The organism is Mesoterricola sp. JemC181, assembly GCF_055384585.1.
In genome coordinates, this window is the sequence record NZ_AP045076.1 from 2,804,227 (window position 1) to 2,821,283 (window position 17,057).

The window sequence follows — 17,057 nt, forward strand, 5'->3', positions numbered from 1 at the left end:
TCCCGGGTAGAATCCCGTCATGCGAACCTCCCTCCTGCTGGTGACCGCCATGACCCTGACCGCCCAAGCGCCCCTGTCCCTGGGGCGGATGACCGTCTGCCCCCTGGTGGACGGCACCCTCTCGCTGGAGGCCTCCCTCCTCAAGGGCATCCCCCTGGCGGAAGCGGTCCGCCTGCTGGATGGCCGCACCGCCGCCACCACGCCCGTGAAGGCCTACCTGGTGCGCCTGGCCGGCAAGGTCATCCTGGTGGACACCGGCATGGGGAAGGACCCGGAGGAGAATTCCGGCCATCTCACCGAAGGCCTCGCGGCGGCCGGCGTCACCCCCGCCCAGGTGGACCTGGTGCTCATCACCCATTTCCATTTCGACCACGTGGGGGGCCTGCTGCGGCCCGACGGCGCCCGGGCCTTCCCCCGGGCGAAACTGTGCGTGGCCCGGGCCGAGCACGACCTCTGGACCGCGAAGGAGGGACTTCCCGAGCGGCTGTGGGACCGCATCCCCAAGGTGCGGGCCATCTTCGCGGCCTACGGGTCCGATGTCGTGCTGACGAAGGACGGCGACACCGTGGCCGAAGGGGTGACCGCCCTGGCCGCGCCCGGCCACACCGCCGGGCACACCGTCTACGCGTTCCGCTCAGAGGGGCGGGAACTGTGGTGCATCGGCGACCTCATCCACTTCGGACCGGTGCAGTTCCCGCGGCCGGAGACGGGCATCGCGTTCGACCTGGAGGGGGAGCGGGCGATCCGCACGCGGCAGGCCTTCTTCCGGAAGGCCGCGGCGGCAAACGTGGTCCTGGCGGGTGCGCACCTGCCCCACCTGGTGCGGATCGTCGAGGAGGGCGCCGGCTTCCGGACCGTCAACGCCGACTAGGCTTCTTGCGCGGTGCCGCCAGGCCGTCGGCGGTGGCCCGGGCCAGGGCCCCGAGGCGCTCCCGGTCGTCCCAGTCCTCCTCCGGGATGAGGAAGCAGGGCTTCGCGCCCGGATAGGGGGGCGCCTCGGTCACGGTGCCGAGCAGCTCGCGCCCGGCGGGCGTGGGTTTGAAGAACAGCCGGTCGTCGCAGATCATGGCGAACATCTTGTCGTCCAGGAAGACGCCGTATTCCCCGAACATCTTCTTGGCCGAGACCGCGCCGGCGTCGCCGAGCTGATCCAGGACGTAGTCGACGGTGCCCTGTCTGGTGGCCATGGGAAACCTCGCGCAAAGGGAGGGGTAGGAGGAGGGAAGGCCCGTCGCCGGGCCACGGGCATCTTCTCATTGGGAGCCCCATTCCTTCAAATTGATCGGTCCAAGGCCGGGCGAAGACTCCCCCTCCAGCCAACTGCCCTGATCCGGCCCTCGCCGGTTGTGGCATCCGTTATGCAAAGGTCCCTTGCGGTCCACCCCCGGGTGAACGCATCCAGGGACCCGCTGCCGACTCCCAACCCGCAGGTGCACCATGCAAGACGCCCGGATCCACCCCGCCTACCGCGACCCCTCCCCCACGTTCTGGTGGGCCCGATCGTCCGATCCCATCCAGCCGCTGCCGGAACCTTTCAATGAGGGACCCTACTCGCCGGACCCCTACTCCCCCGACCCCTACACCCTCACGTGAAGGGGAGGGCATGGGAACCTGGTGGTCGAGAGGATCTAGGTGGTGGCCCCACAGGGATTCGAACCCTGGACCAAGCGGTTATGAGCCGCCAGCTCTGACCGCTGAGCTATAGGGCCGTTCCGATTCTAGCCCGACAGCGCCGGAATCCACAAACGGCGGGCCGCCGGGGACCTGCGCCCTGGGTTGGGAAATACAAGGAGGATTCGGTCGATTTTCCTGGGAACCCGTCAACTCGATTCACCATTTATCCTCCGTATGACCTACCGACCCGTTCCCTTCGCCCTTTCCGCTCTGTCGATCCTCGCCCTTGGTTGCAAGGGGAACGGGGGTTCCCCCTCGACTCCCGTCTCCGTGGCCCGTCCCGTCCCGGCGGACCCCTCCCCGAGGACCGACGCGCCGGTCATTTCCAGTCTCCATCCGATCCTGGGACGCACCGGCGACGAGGTCACCATCGAGGGAACCCACCTCGAGGGCGTCACCAAGGTGCATTTCGGAGGCGTCGAAGCCACCGACTTCCTGGAGACGGACGGGGTCATCAGCGTGCTGGTGCCGGCGGGAGCGAAGTCGGGGCCGGTCGGCGTCCACTGCAGGGCGGGAAAGGCCGCCAGCCCCGTAGAGTTCATCGCGGGGGAGACCCACTTCGATCCGGCCGTCGACGTGGCGCCCTTCAACCGGGGCCAGGTCAAGAACTGGCCCGGCCTGACCAACACCGGGTCGTCCTGCTTCCTCAATGCGGCCATCAAGGTGCTGGCCAGCCTCAAGGAGGTGGATGACAGTCTGCGGGATCACCCGGGCGACGACGCGGCGATGGCGGGCGTTCGCCGGCAGCTCCGGTTCACCCTCAACTACATCCGCCTGGGCGACAGGCGCCCCGCCGATGCCCAGGATCCCATGCGGGGGCTGATCGACGCGTTCCAGCACCACCCGAAGCTTAGGCATCATGTGTCGGACACCCAGGGGGCGGGGGGGTTCGACGACCTCGTCCTGAACGACATCCTCGAGGTGCTCGGACTCAAGGGGAAGTTCGACATCAGAATCAAGGACCGGAGCACCCGCGACGGCGGATCCCCCATCCCCTTCTGGCAGGATCACCCCTTCAGCCTGGTCGTGTCCCCGGATCGGCAAATCACCCCTTCCGGTCCTTCCGGCCAGGTGAGCCTTGACGCCTACATCAGCCATGTCACCACCCAAACCCTCGCCACCAGCGGCATGCACGTAAACCAGTACCCCTACAAGGTACCGTCCACCGCCAGGATCCAGCTCGTCCACATGGGCCCGAAACGGGCGCTGGAATTCAGCCCCCGCGTGGGGCTCCCCCTCTACCAGGTGGACGAGGCCAGCAGCTCCGCCAGGCGCATCGGGACCATGGGCCTCATCCCCACGGCCCTCACCCTCAGGAACCGGGGCCACATGTGGGCCGCGATCCGTGGAACGGACGGCTGGTACGTGAACGACGACGCCCGCAAACCGTACAAGGTGGAAGCCTCCGAGCTGAACGGCCTCCTGGACCCCCAGGGGAACCTGGTCCGCGAGACGGGGGTGATCTTCCTGAGGAGAACGTCCCTGGTCAAGCCTTGAGCCGGTAGCCGACGCCGGGCTCGGTGAGCAGGAGCCTGGGCCGGGCCGGATCGGGCTCCAGCTTCTTGCGCAGGTTGGCCATGTAGACCCGCAGGTAGGTGGGCTGGGCCGAGGCCACGCCGCCCCACACCTCGTGCAGGAGCTGGCGGTGGGTGAGGACCTTGCCGGCGTGGCGGGCCAGGACGCCCAGCAGGGCGAACTCGTTGGGCGAGAGGTGCACCTCGACGCCCTCCACGGTGACCTCGCGGCTGGCGAAGTCCATCCTCAGGGGGCCGATCTCCACCACGGCCTCCGGGGCGGCGCCGGCCACCTCCGCGGCGTGGCGCAGGGCCACGCGGATGCGCGCCAGCAGCTCGCCGGAGCCGAAGGGCTTGGTGAGGTAGTCGTCGGCGCCCACGTCCAGGGCGCGGATCTTGTCCTCCTCCTTGCCCCGGGCGCTGACGATGATGATGGGCACCCTGCTCCAGCCGCGGAGCTCCTGGGCCAGGTCCAGGCCGTCCATGTCGGGCAGGCCCAGGTCCAGGAGCACCACGTCGGGGTTCAGGCGCGCGGCCATGCCCTTGCCCTCCGCGCCGGTGGCGGCCTCCTCCACCCGGTAGCCGAAGGACTGGAGCGTGGCCCGCAGGTAGCGCCTGAGGGGGGGTTCGTCCTCGATGACGAGGATGAGGGGGTGGTCCTGGGTCATGGGCAGTCGTCCAGCGCGGGAGGCACGCCCTCCAGGGGCAGGGTGATGAGGATCCGGGTGCCCCCCTGGGGGGCGCTCCGGGCGGTGATGGAGCCGCCGTGGGCCTGGATGATGCCCCGGCAGATGGCCAGGCCCAGGCCGGCCCCGGGGGCCGAGGCGGAGCGGCTGCCCCGGTAGAGCTTCTCGAAGATCCGCTCCTCCTCGCCGGGCTCCAGGCCGGGGCCGTGGTCGGTGATGGCGAGGGTGGCGGCGTCCCCGTCGGCCCTGCAGGCGATGTCCAGGGTGGAGCCGGGGGGGCTGAACTTCAGGGCGTTGTCCAGGAGGTTCAGGAGCACCTGCTCCATGAGCACCGGGTCCAGGGGGATCCACGTCTCCCGGAGGTCCAGGGCCACGGCGCGATCCTCGAGCTGGGCCTCGAGGCGGTTCAGGGCCGAGCCCACGATCTCCTCCACCGGCACCCACTCCTTCTTCACCTGCACCTGGCCCGACTCCAGCCGGGTGAGGTCCAGGAGGTTGTCCACGAGCTTCTCCAGGCGGCGGGACTCCTGATGGATGGTGGCCAGGAGCATCCGCCGGTCCTCGGCGGTGGCCTCGGGACCGGGGTCGAGCAGCGTGCTGGAGGCGCCGGTGATGGTGCCCAGCGGGGTGCGCAGGTCGTGGGAGATGGTGCTGAGGAGGATGCTGCGGAGGTGCTCCTGTTCGGCCCGGATGCGGGCCTCGGTACGCTCGGAGGCGAGGCGCGCCCGCCCAAGGGCGAGCGAGACCTGGGCGGCCATGCTCTCCAGGAGGTCCCGGGCGGCGGTGGTGGGTGGGAACACGGCCAGGATCCCCTCGGCGAACCTCGGGCTCCCCATGGGCAGGAACAGGGCCCGGGAGCCCGGCAGGTTCGGGGTGCCCGCGCCGGAGGCCTTCCGGTTCGCCAGGGCCCACTGGGCCACGCCCAGCTCGTCCGGGTTCAGCCCGCTCCGGGCCCGGAGATCGCCCCCCGGACCCGGCAGGAGGATCAGCACCGGGCCGCCCAGCTCCCGGCCGAGGTAGGTCTCCACCCGCTCCTGGATGGCCGCCGCGTCGCCCCCCTCGGCCAGGATGCCCCCCAGGCGGTAGAGGGACGTGGTGTGCCGCTCGCGCTCCACGGCCTCCCGGGCCTGGGCGCGGATGCGCCCGGCCAGGTTCCCCACGATCCAGCCCACGCCCATCATCATGCCGAAGGTGCCCATGTACCTCGCGTCGTGCACCGAGAACGTCAGATAGGGCTTGATGAAGAAGAAGTCCAGGCAGCCCACGCTGAGGGCCGTGGCGAGGAAGGCCGGCCCCTTCTCGAAGCGGGTGGCCACCACCGTGATGCACAGCATGTAGAGCACCACCAGGTCCGCCAGCTGGAGGTAGCGGTTCACCACGAAACCGCACGCGGTGGTGACGGCCACCGCGCCTGCCGCGGCAAGCCACATCCATCGGGGCGTTCCGGCTGGGGTCATCTCAATCCTGGGTCACGAACCTGCTCAGGATCCAGCATACGAGGGGCAGCCACGCCAGGACAGGGAGAAGCCAGGGGGCCCTGTCCCTGGCGATCCTGAGGGAGTGGCGCACCTGCAGCCAGGTCCGGGTGCCGGCGACCCCGACGGCGATCGCCATGGGAAGGAACCAGAGTCCGGTCATGGCTTGCGCTCCCCCAGGCCGAGGTTGAGCTCCAGGACGTTCACCCGGGGTTCCCCGAACAGGCCCAGGAGCCGGCCGGAAGTGGCCTGGGCCACCCGGGCGCGGACCTCGGTCTCCGGCAGGCCCCGGACCCGGGCCACGCGCCGCACCTGGTAGTCGGCGGCCGCCGGCGTGATGTGGGGGTCCAGCCCGCTGGCCGAGGCCGTGACCAGGTCGGCAGGCACCGGGAGGGGGTTGCCGGGATCGGCCTGGCGCAGGGCCTGGATGCGGCGCTCCGCGGCGGCCTTGAGGGCCGGGTTGGACGGGGCGAGGTTGGAGCCGGAGGAATTGGCCGCGTCGGTGGGGAAGGCCGCAGCCGAGAGCCGGCCCCAGAAGAAGGCCGGATCCTCGGTGTGCTGGCCGATGAGGCGGCTCCCCAGGACCCGGCCGTCCCGGACGATGAGGCTGCCCCGGGCCTGGCCGGGGAAGAGGGCCCGGCCGGCCCCGGTGAGGGCGAGGGGGTAGGCCAGGCCGGTGATGAGGACCAGGGAGCCGGTGACGGCGAGGGCGGGACGGAGCAGGGACATGGCGGACCTCAGACCAGATGGGCTGCGACGAGCGCGAGATCGATGAGCTTGATGCCGATGAAGGGCACCACGATGCCGCCGGCGCCGTACACCAGGAGGTTGCGCCGGAGCACCGCGGCCGCGCCCAGGGGCCGGTACGCCACGCCCCGCAGGGCCAGGGGGATCAGGAAGACGATGACCAGGGCGTTGAAGATCACCGCCGAGAGGATGGCGCTGCCGGGGCTGTGGAGGCCCATGACGTTGAGGATCTTCAGCTGGGGGTAGGTGACGGCGAAGGCGGCGGGGATGATGGCGAAGTACTTGGCCACGTCGTTGGCGATGCTGAAGGTGGTGAGCGAGCCGCGGGTCATGAGCATCTGCTTGCCGATCCGCACGATCTCGATGAGCTTGGTGGGATTGGAGTCCAGGTCCACCATGTTCCCGGCCTCCTTGGCGGCCTGCGTCCCGGTGTTCATGGCCACGGCCACGTCCGCCTGGGCCAGGGCCGGGGCGTCGTTGGTGCCGTCGCCGGTCATGGCCACCAGGCGCCCCCCGGCCTGGTAGTCGCGGATGAGCTTGAGCTTGGCCTCGGGGGTGGCCTGGGCCAGGAAGTCGTCCACCCCGGCCTCGGCGGCGATGGCCGCGGCGGTGAGCGGGTTGTCCCCGGTGATCATGACGGTGCGGATGCCCATCTCGCGCAGCTCGGCGAAGCGCTCGCGGATGCCGCCCTTGACGATGTCCTTGAGGTTGATCACGCCCAGGGCCCGGGTCCCGTTCCCGTCGGTCTCGGCCACCACCAGGGGGGTGCCGCCGCTGCGGGCGATGCCGTCCACCGCCACCCGCAGGGACGCGGGGAACTCGCCGCCCGCGCACTCCACCCAGGCCTCGATGGCGCTCACGGCGCCCTTGCGGATCTCCCGGCCCTCAAGCGCCACGCCGCTCATGCGGGTCTGGGCGGTGAAGGGGATGAACTTCGCGCCCAGGGCGTGGATGTCGCGCTCCCGCAGGCCGTACTGCTCCTTGGCCAGCACCACGATGCTGCGGCCCTCGGGGGTCTCGTCGGCGAGGCTGCTGAGCTGCGCGGCGTCGGCCAGGTGCGCGACGTCCACGCCCTCGGCGGGCACGAACGCCACGGCCTGGCGGTTGCCCAGGGTGATGGTGCCGGTCTTGTCCAGGAGCAGCACGTCCACGTCGCCCGCGGCTTCCACCGCGCGGCCCGAGGTGGCGATGACGTTGGCCTGCACCATGCGGTCCATGCCGGCGATGCCGATGGCGCTGAGGAGCCCGCCGATGGTGGTGGGGATCAGGCACACCAGGAGGGCCACGAGCACCGTGAGGGACACGGGGCTGCCCTGCCCCGCGGCCTTGACGCTGTAGACCGAATAGGGAAGCAGGGTGGCGGTGGCCAGAAGGAAGATGATGGTCAGCGCGGCCAGGAGGATGTCCAGGGCGATCTCGTTGGGGGTCTTCTTGCGCTTGGCGCCTTCCACCATGGCGATCATGCGGTCCAGGAACGTCTCGCCGGGGTTGGAGGCGATGCGCACCACCAGCCAATCCGACAGCACCTGGGTGCCGCCGGTGACGGCGGAGCGGTCCCCGCCGGACTCGCGGATCACGGGGGCCGATTCGCCGGTGATGGCCGCCTCGTTCACGGAGGCCACCCCCTCGATCACCTCGCCGTCGCCGGGGATGGTGTCCCCGGCCTCGACCAGCACGGGCATGCCGATGCGCAGGAAGGAGGCCCCCACGCTCTCCCAGGGGGCGCCGTACTTCGGTTCCTTGAGCAGCTTGGCGGTGACGTCGCGCTTGGCCTTGCGCAGGCTGTCGGCCTGGGCCTTGCCCCGGCCCTCGGCCATGGCCTCGGCGAAGTTGGCGAAGAGCAGGGTGAACCAGAGCCAGAGGGAGATGGCCAGGATGAATCCGGACGGGGCGTCCCCCCTGCCCTGGAGGGCCTGGACCCACAGGACCAGGGTGAAGGCGCTGCCCACCCACACGGTGAACATCACGGGGTTCTTGAGCTGGTGGACGGGGTTGAGCTTGCCGAAGGCGGCCAGCGCAGCGCGCTTGACGATGGCCGGCTCGAACAGCGGCCTGGGCTGGAGTTCCCCGAAGGAGGTGGAGGTGCGCATGGGTGTCACCTAGAGCAGGGAGAGGTGTTCGGCGACGGGGCCGAGCGCCAGGGCGGGGATGAAGGTCAGGGCGCCCACCAGGAGCACCACGGCCACCAGGAGGGCCACGAAGAGCGGGGTGTGGGTGGGCAGGGTCCCCGCCCCCGGGGGCGTGCGCTTCTTCTTCGCCAGGGAGCCCGCCACGGCCAGCACGGGCAGGATGGTGCCATAGCGGCCCAGGAGCATGGCGATGCCCGTGGCGAGGTTGTAGAAGTTCGTGATGGCGCCGAGCCCCCCGAAGGCGCTGCCGTTGTTGTTGGAGGCGCTGCTGAAGGCGTAGAGGGCCTGGCTGAAGCCGTGGGGGCCGGGGTTCGACAGGCTGGACACGGCCGCGGGAAGGGTGACCGCCAGGGCCGTGCACACGAGGACCGAGGCCGCGGGGATCAGGATCACCAGGGAGGCCATCTTGGTCTCGAAGGCCTCGATCTTCTTGCCCAGGTACTCGGGGGTCCGGCCCACCATGAGGCCGGCGATGAACACCGCGATGATCGCGAAGATGAGCATGGTGTAGAGCCCCGAGCCCACGCCGCCGAAGACCACCTCGCCCAGGTCCATGAGCAGGATGGGGACCATGCCCCCCAGGGGCGTGAAGGAGTCGTGCATGCCGTTGACGGCCCCGCAGGAGGTGGCGGTGGTGGCGGTGGCGAACAGCGTGGTGCCGGTGATGCCGAAGCGCACCTCCTTGCCCTCCATGTTGCCGCCGGACTGCTCCAGGCCGGGGGTGGACACGGCCGCCTGCGCCACGGGCAGGGACCGGAAGGCCGGATTCCCCTTCTGTTCGGCCAGGTGCAGGGCACCCAGCGCCAGCACGAAGATCACCGTCATGGCCGAGAGGATGGCCCAGCCCTGGCGACGGTCCCGCACCATGCGCCCGAAGGCGTGGCAGAGGCCGGCGGGGATGAGGAGGATGGCCAGCACCTGGGCCAGGCTCGTGAGGGCCGTGGGATTCTCGAAGGGGTGGGCGGAGTTGGCGTTGAAGAAGCCACCGCCGTTGGTGCCCAGGATCTTGATGGCCTCCTGCGAGGCCACGGGGCCCACGGCGATCACCTGGTCCAGCACCGGCTTGCCGTCGGCGCCCGCCACCGGCGTCAGGAAGTGCGCCACCGGGTTGGGGCCCAGGGTCTGCACCACGCCCTGGCTGACGAGGAACAGGGCGAAGACCGTGGCCAGGGGGAGCAGGATGTAGAGGGTGATGCGGGTGAGGTCCACCCAGAAGTTCCCCAGGAAGGTGGCCTTCCGGCGCCGGATGCCCCGGGCCAGGGCCGCCAGCACCGCGATGCCCTTGGCGGCGGAAAGGAAGTTCTGCACCGTGAGCCCCAGCATCTGGGTGAGGTGGCTCATGGTCGATTCGCCGGCGTAGGCCTGCCAGTTGGTGTTGGTGACGAAGCTCACCGCCGTGTTCAGGGCGACGCCCCAGGGCACCGCCGGCTGGCGCTGGGGGTTGAAGGGCAGCCGGTGCTGGACCAGCTGGAGCCCGAACAGGAACAGGAGGCCCAGGAGGCTGAACACCAGGACCGCGGCGGCGTACTGCTTCCAGTCCATGCGCTCGTCGGAGGCGATCCCCGCCAGGCGGTAGATGCCGCGCTCCACGGGGCCCGCCACGGGATCCAGGAACGTGGTCTCCTGGTCCAGCACGCGGCCCATGTACTCGCCCAGGGGCTTGGAGACCAGGAGGAGGACCCCCAGGAACAGTGCGAACTGGATGATGCTGTTGGCCGTCATTGGAAGCGCTCCGGAACGAGAAGGGCGATGCCGAGGTAGATGAGAAGCCCAAGCGTCAGGACCGCCGCGAGGATCTGGATGGCTGTCATGGAAACCTCCCACCTGAGGGTGGAAGACCCGCCGTCAATGGAGCGTTAACGTTGCATTGCGAAACATTAAGATTTCGTAAAGGGAACCTGGGCGGGGCTGCCGGCACGCCTGCCTTGAAGCCGCCACGTCCCGTTCCGAAAACGATGTTCGGACATGCGGTCTTCCCCCGTCCCCGTCCGCAGCCTAGAATTGCACAGGCATAGACTTATCCCTGCCTTCCCCCATGCTCCGGAGCACCATGTTCAAGGTCACATTAAGAGGCAGGCAGACGGTCGAAATCGACCTGGAGCGCGAACTTTCCATCCTGGCCGCCGCGGCCCGCGGGGAGGTGCCCCTCACGCACACCTGCGGAGGCCACGCCCGGTGCGGGACCTGCCTGGTCACCGTGGAGGAGGGGGCCGAGCACCTGTCCCCCGTGGGCGCAACCGAGGCCCGCATCCTCAAGGTCCTCAAGGCCGCGCCGGGACAGCGCCTGGGCTGCCAGGCCTGGGCCAGCGGGGATGTCACCTGCAAGGTCGAATAGCCCGCCCGGCGGCATCCGGTTGGGTCAAATTTTAATGAACGGGGTGAGCGGCCGATGGTTCGGGAATGTCGGCCTCCTCTCCAAGCTATCGCTATTACCAGGCAGCCGAAGCGCCGCCTCCACAGCCCGCGGGCGAGTTCCGCCTGCAGTTCTGGCGACCCTCCTGGAGCCAGCTCCTGCACCCTGCCCTGCCGATGCTGCCCTTCCTGGCCTGGAGCCTCCTCCACCTCCTGCACATCTTCGCCAACCGCGACTTCAGCGTCCTCCTGATCTCCCAGGGGAGCCTGCTGGTGCACCGGGCGTGCCTCTTCCCGGCCCATTTCCGGTTCCCGTTCATGGCCGCGGGGGACCTGCAGATCGCCGGCCTCTGGACCCATCCCGCCCTGAGGGGCCGGGGCCTGGGACTGCTGGCCCTGGGAGCGATCCTGCGCCGGCACGGCGGTCGGACCCTCTGGTACCTGGTCCAGGAGGAGAACGTGGCCTCCATCCGCCTCGCGGAAAAGGCCGGCCTGCGCCTGGTGGGCCGGGGTTGCCGCAGGAAGCGGCTGGGCCTCCGGGCCCTGGGCTATTTCCACCTGGATGGCCGCGTGGCCGGGGATCGCCGGGAGGGCTAGTCCAGTCTGAATCCGACGCCCTGCCAGACCCGCACGCGGGTCGTGCCGTCGGCACCCCGGGCGGGGTCGAAGACGATGCGCTTGGCGGCCTCCAGGCAGGCCTCGTGGGCCTTGGTCACCCACTCGCCCTCGCCGGGCAGGCCCTGCAGAAGCCGCGTGTCCAGCACCTCGCCGTTCTCGCTCACCAGGACGTTCACCACGACCACGCCGCTCACCTTTTTCGGGGACGGGGTCACCTTGTTGAGGTTCATGGGCTTGGCGGGGGTGATGTCGGGGGTTATGGGCACCACGGCCTTGCTGGCGTCGGCAGCCTTGCGCTCGTTGGCCTTGGCCAGTTCGTCCTTCAGGGTCTCGATGGTCGCCTGGGCCGCGGCGGCCTCATCCTTGGCCTTCTGCAGCTCCTTCAGGATCGTGTCCGAGCTGCCCTGGTTCTCGGCGAGGGCGCCCTTGATCTGGTCCAGCTGCCGCTTGACGGCCTCGGTCTCCTGGCGGGCCAGGTCGCGGCTCTTCTTGGCGGCCGCGAGGTCCTCCTGCATGCTCTCGGTGGCCGCGAGGCGCTCCTTGAGTTCGTCCCGCTCCTGGGTGAGCTTCCGGATCTGGGCCTGGGCCGGGCTGGCCTTGGGGGCGGGCTTGGGCTTGGCTGCGGCCGCGGGCACGGACAGGGCAAGGGCCAGGATGGCGTAGATCCAGGGGTTAGGCATTCGCACAGGGCCTCCGGGGCTCGGGGGACCTAGCGCCGGTAGCCGGGCTGGGCGCCCCCAGGTGATTTCTGCACTTTCAGGATCCCACGCTTGAGCAGCTTGGAGAAGATGGCCAGGCACTCGTCGTGGGGAAAGGGGGAGATGGAGATGATGTCATGGATGCTCCACACCGCGTTCACGCGGGTGGCCAGGAACGCCTCGTTGGGCCCCAGCTGGGCCTGCATGAGCTCCTCGATGCTCACGGCGAGCTCCGGCACCAGGGTCTCGTCGATGGTGTTCTCCTCCATCATGTGCTCGACCACCTGCAGCATGCGGGTGGCCTCCTGGAGCCGGGGCTGCTCGGCCAGGAGGTTGCGGAGCTCGACCTGGGCCTCCTGCAGCTTCTGGCGCTCCACCAGCTGCCGGGCGCGCTGCAGCTGCAGGCTGGACTGCTCCCCCAGCTTGCCGCCCGGGTGGAGGATGCGCACCATGCCCTTCTCGGAGAGGTCGAAGATCAGCTTGTTGGCCTTGAACTCGGGCACGCGCATCTCGATGACGAGCTGGTCGATGGTCTTGTGCCCGTCCATGCGCGTGAGGATGTCGGCATCCTCGGGCGCCAGGGGGAGCATCTCGGCGATGGCCTCCGAGACCCCCACCACCACGGCGTCCCCGCCCTTGATGGCCTTGCGGATGCGCTTCCACTCGTCGGTCCTGCGCGCGCCCTCGAGGACGATGCCGGTCACCTCGAGGCTGAGCAGCATGGACTTCTGGAGCGGGGGCTGGCCGTCATGGAACTCGAAGGTGCCGGTGTCCCAGAGGAAGGTGTCGTAGACGGACTCCTCCACCTTCAGCTGGACGATGCGGCGGATCTCCGCCTCGGTGACCAGCTGGCGGTTGACCAGGATGCGGCCCAGGAGCTGGTTCTCGTCCTCCTGGGTGGCCAGGGCCTCGCGCAGCTGCTCCTCGGTGATCCGGTTGTAGGCCAGCAGGTACTGGCCGAGGTACTCCCGCGGGTCGGAGGACCACACGCTGGTGATGCGCCCGTCGGAGAAGGCCACGCGCTTGGTGTGGAGGAAGCCCTTGAGTTCGAGGATGCCGGTCTTCTTGCCCACCGACAGCCACTGGAGGATGTCCTCCAGGCCCATGGTGGAAAGATCGCCTTTTATGCCCATTCCTCGACTCCGGTACCCAATGTTATCTGTATTCGGGCCTGCGGCTACAAAGTTGCGATGACGTCCCGCAGGGCCCGGTTGAGGAGGATGGGATGGTGCCGGACCATCTCCGCCTCCGGGTCCAGGAGGGCATAGGCAAAAACCGGCACGCCGCAGATGACGCGGGCGTCGGCGACCAGGGGCGTCCCGCCCTCCTGCTGGTAGCGGCGCATGAGGTTGGGCGGCAGGGGCGCGGTGTTGGCGATGACGGCGGCCACGGCCAGGTGGGCATGGGACTGGATGGCGGCGAGGTGGGCCTCCAGGTCCAGTCCGGCGCTCTCCCCGGGCTCGGTCATGAGGTTGGCGATGTACACCACCGGGTGGCCGGTGCGGAAGACCGCCTCCCGGAGCTCGGTGACCAGGAGGGAGGCGATGGTTGAGGTGTAGAGGCTGCCCGGGGCCAGGAGGATGAGGTCGGCCTGGAGGATGGCCAGGATGGCTTCGGGCAGGGGCTCGGCGTCCAGGGGCTCCGCCCAGAACCGCGCCAGGGGCGGCGTGCAGGAGTTCACGTTGGTCTCGCCGGTGTAGCGGCGGCCCTCCATGTCCTCGGCCTTGAGCACCACCGGCACCACCGTGGAGGGGTAGAGGCGGCCCACCGTCACCAGGACGTTGGAGAGCGCCCGGATCGCCCGCACCCAGTCGCCGGTGAGGTCGGCCATGGCATGGAGCATCAGGTTGCCCAGGGAGTGCCCGGCCAGGGACCCGTCCCCCGAGAACCGGTAGTTGAGGAGCTCGGAGAGCACCGACTCCTCGCGGGTGAGGGCCGACAGGCAGTTGCGCAGATCCCCGGGGGGGATGCCGCCCAGTTCGTCCCGGAGGCGCCCGCTGGAGCCGCCGTCGTCGGAGACCGTCACGATCCCCGTGAGCCGCCAGGGGTCCCGGGTGCGGCCGGCCTCGGGCTTCAGGGCCCGGAGCAGGGCGGCCAGACCCGTACCGCCCCCGATGGCGACGACCTTCAGGGGCTGGTCGGCGTGGAGGCCCCTCCCGCCTTCCACGGGCGCATCAGCCGCGGTTGAAGGCGGCGAAGGGGGCGCTGTGCCGGAGGCCGTCGAAGTCCGCTTCCAGCCGGAACTGGTAGATGAGGCCCGGCTCCAGGGTGGTGGCCTGGGTCAGGGCGTCGGCGGCGGGCTGGGCCTGGTCCAGCTGGGCCAGGGCGAGGGCCTTGAGGTAGTGGAGGCCGGCGTGGCCGGGGTGGGCCTTGAGGCCCTCCTCGACCAGGGTCAGGGCCGCTTCCGGCTCGCGCCGGTTGAGCTCCACCTGGACGGACAGCTCGGCCGTCTGGGGGAGGCTGGCGTCCAGGTTCTCAAGGCGCGCCTGGATGGCCTTGAGGTAGCCCTGGGCGGTGCGGCCGAGCCGCAGCTCCTCCCGCTTGATCGCCTCTTCCAGGAGGGTCCCGAAGGCCGCGGAGGCCTCCTTCAGCGAGCCGGCGTTGAACTGCTCCAGCGCCTTGGCGAGCAACACGTCAAGCGATGCGTCCTTCACGGGAGCCTGGCTTTCGGATGTCTTGGGCTTTGTTGCCATGCTTGATACCTCGGAATGATCGACGGAATTCAACTATACCCTAAACCTTGAATATAGCGGATTCGCGCTTGAGCAGGCGGGTGGATAGCCAGGTCATGAGGCAGGCCAGACCGATGGTCATGAGGAGCGCAACCGTGTATTCCCAGTAGTTGGCTTGCTGGCTGAAGAGTTTGCGGATGGCGAGGCTGACGTTCACCACCGGCACGTAAGGCAGGAAAGCCATCTTTTCGATGCCGGGGGCCATGGAGAAGACCCCCAGGAAGATCACCACCACCATGCCCGGCATGATGGCCGTGCCGGCCTCGACGGTGTTCTTGGCCTGGATGCCGGCCAGGATGATGAAGTTCGCAAAGAAGAGCCCCAGGGGCACCATCAGGATGAAGGTCAGGCCCAGGGTCGCCGGCGACGCCAGGGCGCCCAGGCCCGGCATGGCGTGACCGGCCTGCCCCGCCGAGGCCGCCTCGGCCGCGACCAGGCGGGTCACGGCGAAGGCCATGCTGAGGAGGTTGATCATGGCCACGATGATGCCGATGGAGAAGACGTACAGGAGCTTGCCGATGATGATCTGGCTGCGGGGGATGCTGGTGGAGAGGAGGCTGAGCAGGGTGCCCCGCTCCTTCTCGCCCGCCGTGGCGTAGATGCCGTGCTGCATGGCCCCCGCGAACATCATCATCATGACCATGTAGGGAAGGAAGGACCCCAGGGCCTTGCCCAGGGCGCGGCTCGCGCCCCCGGCGTCGTCGGGCTCGATGCGGGTGGGCACGGCGAGCTGCGCGGAGGCGCCCATGGCCTTGAGGCGCTCCTGGACCACGATCTTGTCCCGGCTGGACACGGCCTTCTTCAGCCGGTCCAGGGCCAGGGCGGAGGACTCGTCGCTGCGGTCGTAGACGGCCTTGACGGACCAGGTCTCCTGCCGGCGCTGCTTGTCGGCGGCCTGGGGCTCGATCTCCAGGGCCATCTCCAGCTTCTGGTCGCGGATGGCCTGCTTGACGTCCCCGGAGGGCCGCTCCACCACCTGGAACTCCTTGGGGCTGGCCCCCAGGACGGCGGCGAGGGCGCCGGAGGCGTCCAGGACGCAGACCCGGCTGGGGCGCCCGGTGCGCTCGGCCTTGTCGCTCTTGCCGAGCTTGCCGATCATCCCGAACAGCAGCGGGAACAGCACCAGGGGCATGACGAAGGTGAAGAACATGGTCTTGCGGTCCTTGGACAGCTCCATGAACTCCTTTTTCACGATCAGCAGCGCCCCCCTCATGCCACGCCCCTTTCCTTGTCGGCCACAAGCTGGAAGAACACCTCGTCGAGGGTCTTGACCCCCCAGCGGTCCAGGATCTCCCGCGGCGAGGCGTCGCCGTGGAGCGTGCCCTCGAAGATGATGCCGACGCGGTCGCAGATGGCTTCCACCATGGGCATGACGTGGGTGGAGACGATGACCGAGCGCCCCTCGGCCTTCATGATCCGGAGGAGGTCGAGCACGGTCTTGGCGGTGAGCACGTCCAGGCCCGTGGTGGGCTCGTCGAAGATCACCACCTTGGGGTCGTGGAGCAGGGCCCGGGCGATGGACACCTTCTGCTTCTGCCCGCCGGAGAAGCCCTCCATCTTCACGTCGGCGAACTCCGCCATGTGGAGGCGGTCCAGGAGGTGGAGGCCGCGGCGCTCGGCCACGGCCGCGTCCACGCCCTGGAACTCCCCGAACAGCTTCAGGAGCTCCCGGGGCGTGAAGCGGTTGTAGACGCTCAGGTCGGTGGAGAGGTATCCGATGGTGGAGCGCGCCCGTTCGGGCTCCCGGGTGGAATCGATGCCGCACACCTCGATGGTGCCGCCGTCGGGGACCATGAGGCCCGCGATCATCCGCAGGGTGGTGGACTTGCCCGCGCCGTTGGGGCCCAGGAGGCCGTAGATCTCGCCCGGCTTCACCGTGAGCGAGATGCCCCGGACCGCCTCGATCCGCATCTTGGATCGCGACTTCTTGTCCTTGACATAGAAGGATTTATAGATGTCCGTGATCTGGATCAAGCCATCTCCTTGTTTCGGGGTTCAGGTTGCGGAAATTCTAGCAGGGGCTCTAGTCCCTGAGGCGGAAGTAGACGAGGGCGGCGACCTTGGTTACAGCCATGGCGCAGAGGATGAAGAAGAGGTCCTTGCGGAAGCCCTCGCCCCGGTAGTAGCTGCGGAAATACAGGAACCCGGTGGCGAGGGCGCCGGCCATGGCGGCGTGGCTCGTCGCCTTGTACCGGTGGAGGATCATGCGCTCGTCGAACATCGTCAGCTCTCCTTCAGTTCGAACAGCGCGTCCGTCGCCACGCCGAAGACCCGGGCCAGGTGCAGGGCCAGCGGGAGGCTGGGGACGTACTTCCCCTGTTCGATGGAATTGATGCTCTGGCGGGAGACCCCCACGGCGTCGGCCAGGTCCTGCTGCGTCATGCCGAGGTTCTGCCTCGACTCGCGGACTCGGTTGTGCACGACGAAACGTG

The 17,057-nt window shown here is 69.2% G+C and carries 21 protein-coding genes and 1 tRNA gene; 5 read left to right on the forward strand and 17 right to left on the reverse strand.

What is annotated here, in order from left to right; all coding sequences use genetic code 11:
• The first annotated feature begins 19 nt into the window (after positions 1-19).
• Positions 20-871, forward strand: a complete 852-nt coding sequence (locus ACZ5MC_RS12265) for an MBL fold metallo-hydrolase (protein WP_306600713.1) — start codon at positions 20-22, stop codon at positions 869-871.
• On the opposite strand, the gene ACZ5MC_RS12270 is transcribed toward ACZ5MC_RS12265, so the two are convergent.
• On the reverse strand, positions 858-1,187 hold the full coding sequence (locus tag ACZ5MC_RS12270) for a TfoX/Sxy family protein (protein ID WP_306600714.1): 330 nt from the start codon (positions 1,185-1,187) through the stop codon (positions 858-860). The two genes, ACZ5MC_RS12265 and ACZ5MC_RS12270, sit on opposite strands and share 14 nt — an antisense overlap.
• Before the next feature lie 250 nt (positions 1,188-1,437).
• Between ACZ5MC_RS12270 and ACZ5MC_RS12275 the strand changes: the two genes are divergently transcribed.
• A complete protein-coding gene (locus ACZ5MC_RS12275; RefSeq protein ID WP_306600715.1) occupies positions 1,438-1,593 on the forward strand; it encodes a hypothetical protein in 156 nt (51 codons plus the stop codon).
• Positions 1,594-1,633: 40 nt separating this feature from the next.
• Here the strand turns inward: ACZ5MC_RS12275 and ACZ5MC_RS12280 are convergent.
• Positions 1,634-1,709, reverse strand: a tRNA-Ile gene (locus tag ACZ5MC_RS12280).
• A 235-nt stretch (positions 1,710-1,944) separates the two neighbouring features.
• On the opposite strand from ACZ5MC_RS12280, the gene ACZ5MC_RS12285 reads away from it, so the two are divergent.
• Positions 1,945-3,171 (forward strand): IPT/TIG domain-containing protein, encoded by a 1,227-nt coding sequence (locus tag ACZ5MC_RS12285; protein WP_306600769.1) that lies wholly within the window; start codon positions 1,945-1,947, stop codon positions 3,169-3,171.
• On the opposite strand, the gene ACZ5MC_RS12290 is transcribed toward ACZ5MC_RS12285, so the two are convergent.
• From ACZ5MC_RS12290 to ACZ5MC_RS12320, 7 genes are read right to left on the reverse strand one after another with little or no spacing between them, the layout of a single operon-like run.
• Positions 3,161-3,856, reverse strand: a complete 696-nt coding sequence (locus ACZ5MC_RS12290; RefSeq protein WP_306600770.1) for a response regulator — start codon at positions 3,854-3,856, stop codon at positions 3,161-3,163. The two genes, ACZ5MC_RS12285 and ACZ5MC_RS12290, sit on opposite strands and share 11 nt — an antisense overlap.
• A complete protein-coding gene (locus ACZ5MC_RS12295; protein ID WP_306600771.1) occupies positions 3,853-5,331 on the reverse strand; it encodes an ATP-binding protein in 1,479 nt (492 codons plus the stop codon). Before ACZ5MC_RS12295 ends, ACZ5MC_RS12290 begins: the two co-directional genes overlap by 4 nt.
• A gap of 1 nt (position 5,332) precedes the next feature.
• Positions 5,333-5,512, reverse strand: a complete 180-nt coding sequence (locus ACZ5MC_RS12300; RefSeq protein ID WP_306600772.1) for a hypothetical protein — start codon at positions 5,510-5,512, stop codon at positions 5,333-5,335.
• The gene (gene kdpC, locus ACZ5MC_RS12305) at positions 5,509-6,078 is read right to left on the reverse strand and encodes a potassium-transporting ATPase subunit KdpC (protein WP_306600773.1); all 570 of its coding nucleotides are present in this window, start codon (positions 6,076-6,078) and stop codon (positions 5,509-5,511) included. Before kdpC ends, ACZ5MC_RS12300 begins: the two co-directional genes overlap by 4 nt.
• A gap of 8 nt (positions 6,079-6,086) precedes the next feature.
• Positions 6,087-8,186: a potassium-transporting ATPase subunit KdpB gene (gene kdpB / locus ACZ5MC_RS12310; RefSeq protein WP_306600774.1), complete on the reverse strand. Its 2,100-nt coding sequence runs from the start codon at positions 8,184-8,186 to the stop codon at positions 6,087-6,089.
• A gap of 9 nt (positions 8,187-8,195) precedes the next feature.
• Positions 8,196-9,947, reverse strand: a complete 1,752-nt coding sequence (gene kdpA, locus ACZ5MC_RS12315; protein ID WP_464515938.1) for a potassium-transporting ATPase subunit KdpA — start codon at positions 9,945-9,947, stop codon at positions 8,196-8,198.
• Positions 9,944-10,036 (reverse strand): potassium-transporting ATPase subunit F, encoded by a 93-nt coding sequence (locus ACZ5MC_RS12320; RefSeq protein WP_306600776.1) that lies wholly within the window; start codon positions 10,034-10,036, stop codon positions 9,944-9,946. Before ACZ5MC_RS12320 ends, kdpA begins: the two co-directional genes overlap by 4 nt.
• A gap of 239 nt (positions 10,037-10,275) precedes the next feature.
• On the opposite strand from ACZ5MC_RS12320, the gene ACZ5MC_RS12325 reads away from it, so the two are divergent.
• Both ACZ5MC_RS12325 and ACZ5MC_RS12330 read left to right on the forward strand, forming a co-directional pair.
• The gene (locus ACZ5MC_RS12325; protein WP_306600777.1) at positions 10,276-10,560 is read left to right on the forward strand and encodes a 2Fe-2S iron-sulfur cluster-binding protein; all 285 of its coding nucleotides are present in this window, start codon (positions 10,276-10,278) and stop codon (positions 10,558-10,560) included.
• 65 nt (positions 10,561-10,625) lie between these two features.
• Positions 10,626-11,174, forward strand: coding sequence for a GNAT family N-acetyltransferase (locus ACZ5MC_RS12330; protein WP_306600778.1), 549 nt, complete (start codon positions 10,626-10,628; stop codon positions 11,172-11,174).
• On the opposite strand, the gene ACZ5MC_RS12335 is transcribed toward ACZ5MC_RS12330, so the two are convergent.
• The 8 genes from ACZ5MC_RS12335 to ACZ5MC_RS12370 are packed head-to-tail and all read right to left on the reverse strand — an operon-like array spanning position 11,171 to position 17,046.
• Positions 11,171-11,875: a hypothetical protein gene (locus ACZ5MC_RS12335; RefSeq protein WP_306600779.1), complete on the reverse strand. Its 705-nt coding sequence runs from the start codon at positions 11,873-11,875 to the stop codon at positions 11,171-11,173. The genes ACZ5MC_RS12330 and ACZ5MC_RS12335 overlap by 4 nt on opposite strands.
• Positions 11,876-11,904: 29 nt before the next feature.
• Positions 11,905-13,026: a DUF4388 domain-containing protein gene (locus ACZ5MC_RS12340; RefSeq protein WP_306600780.1), complete on the reverse strand. Its 1,122-nt coding sequence runs from the start codon at positions 13,024-13,026 to the stop codon at positions 11,905-11,907.
• 44 nt (positions 13,027-13,070) lie between these two features.
• Positions 13,071-14,060, reverse strand: a complete 990-nt coding sequence (locus ACZ5MC_RS12345) for a gluconeogenesis factor YvcK family protein (RefSeq protein WP_306600781.1) — start codon at positions 14,058-14,060, stop codon at positions 13,071-13,073.
• A 7-nt stretch (positions 14,061-14,067) separates the two neighbouring features.
• Positions 14,068-14,586 (reverse strand): hypothetical protein, encoded by a 519-nt coding sequence (locus tag ACZ5MC_RS12350; RefSeq protein WP_306600782.1) that lies wholly within the window; start codon positions 14,584-14,586, stop codon positions 14,068-14,070.
• Positions 14,587-14,626: 40 nt separating this feature from the next.
• Positions 14,627-15,838, reverse strand: coding sequence for an ABC transporter permease (locus tag ACZ5MC_RS12355; protein ID WP_306600783.1), 1,212 nt, complete (start codon positions 15,836-15,838; stop codon positions 14,627-14,629).
• Entirely contained in the window at positions 15,835-16,599 is a 765-nt protein-coding gene (locus ACZ5MC_RS12360) for an ABC transporter ATP-binding protein (RefSeq protein ID WP_306600784.1), read from the reverse strand. Before ACZ5MC_RS12360 ends, ACZ5MC_RS12355 begins: the two co-directional genes overlap by 4 nt.
• A 49-nt stretch (positions 16,600-16,648) precedes the next feature.
• Entirely contained in the window at positions 16,649-16,846 is a 198-nt protein-coding gene (locus tag ACZ5MC_RS12365) for a hypothetical protein (protein WP_306600785.1), read from the reverse strand.
• Between the two features lie 2 nt (positions 16,847-16,848).
• Positions 16,849-17,046, reverse strand: coding sequence for a helix-turn-helix transcriptional regulator (locus ACZ5MC_RS12370; protein ID WP_373432565.1), 198 nt, complete (start codon positions 17,044-17,046; stop codon positions 16,849-16,851).
• Between the last annotated feature and the right edge of the window lie 11 nt (positions 17,047-17,057).

What these genes read in the sequence shown, in the direction of transcription:
- ACZ5MC_RS12265 (WP_306600713.1), top strand. Translation starts at nt 20, where the DNA reads ATGCGAACCTCCCTCCTGCTGGTGACCGCCATGACCCTGACCGCCCAA.
- ACZ5MC_RS12270 (WP_306600714.1), bottom strand. Translation starts at nt 1,187, where the DNA reads ATGGCCACCAGACAGGGCACCGTCGACTACGTCCTGGATCAGCTCGGC.
- ACZ5MC_RS12275 (WP_306600715.1), top strand. Translation starts at nt 1,438, where the DNA reads ATGCAAGACGCCCGGATCCACCCCGCCTACCGCGACCCCTCCCCCACG.
- ACZ5MC_RS12290 (WP_306600770.1), bottom strand. Translation starts at nt 3,856, where the DNA reads ATGACCCAGGACCACCCCCTCATCCTCGTCATCGAGGACGAACCCCCC.
- ACZ5MC_RS12295 (WP_306600771.1), bottom strand. Translation starts at nt 5,331, where the DNA reads ATGACCCCAGCCGGAACGCCCCGATGGATGTGGCTTGCCGCGGCAGGC.
- ACZ5MC_RS12300 (WP_306600772.1), bottom strand. Translation starts at nt 5,512, where the DNA reads ATGACCGGACTCTGGTTCCTTCCCATGGCGATCGCCGTCGGGGTCGCC.
- kdpC (WP_306600773.1), bottom strand. Translation starts at nt 6,078, where the DNA reads ATGTCCCTGCTCCGTCCCGCCCTCGCCGTCACCGGCTCCCTGGTCCTC.
- kdpB (WP_306600774.1), bottom strand. Translation starts at nt 8,186, where the DNA reads ATGCGCACCTCCACCTCCTTCGGGGAACTCCAGCCCAGGCCGCTGTTC.
- kdpA (WP_464515938.1), bottom strand. Translation starts at nt 9,947, where the DNA reads ATGACGGCCAACAGCATCATCCAGTTCGCACTGTTCCTGGGGGTCCTC.
- ACZ5MC_RS12320 (WP_306600776.1), bottom strand. Translation starts at nt 10,036, where the DNA reads ATGACAGCCATCCAGATCCTCGCGGCGGTCCTGACGCTTGGGCTTCTC.
- ACZ5MC_RS12325 (WP_306600777.1), top strand. Translation starts at nt 10,276, where the DNA reads ATGTTCAAGGTCACATTAAGAGGCAGGCAGACGGTCGAAATCGACCTG.
- ACZ5MC_RS12330 (WP_306600778.1), top strand. Translation starts at nt 10,626, where the DNA reads ATGTCGGCCTCCTCTCCAAGCTATCGCTATTACCAGGCAGCCGAAGCG.
- ACZ5MC_RS12335 (WP_306600779.1), bottom strand. Translation starts at nt 11,875, where the DNA reads ATGCCTAACCCCTGGATCTACGCCATCCTGGCCCTTGCCCTGTCCGTG.
- ACZ5MC_RS12340 (WP_306600780.1), bottom strand. Translation starts at nt 13,026, where the DNA reads ATGGGCATAAAAGGCGATCTTTCCACCATGGGCCTGGAGGACATCCTC.
- ACZ5MC_RS12350 (WP_306600782.1), bottom strand. Translation starts at nt 14,586, where the DNA reads ATGGCAACAAAGCCCAAGACATCCGAAAGCCAGGCTCCCGTGAAGGAC.
- ACZ5MC_RS12355 (WP_306600783.1), bottom strand. Translation starts at nt 15,838, where the DNA reads ATGAGGGGGGCGCTGCTGATCGTGAAAAAGGAGTTCATGGAGCTGTCC.
- ACZ5MC_RS12365 (WP_306600785.1), bottom strand. Translation starts at nt 16,846, where the DNA reads ATGTTCGACGAGCGCATGATCCTCCACCGGTACAAGGCGACGAGCCAC.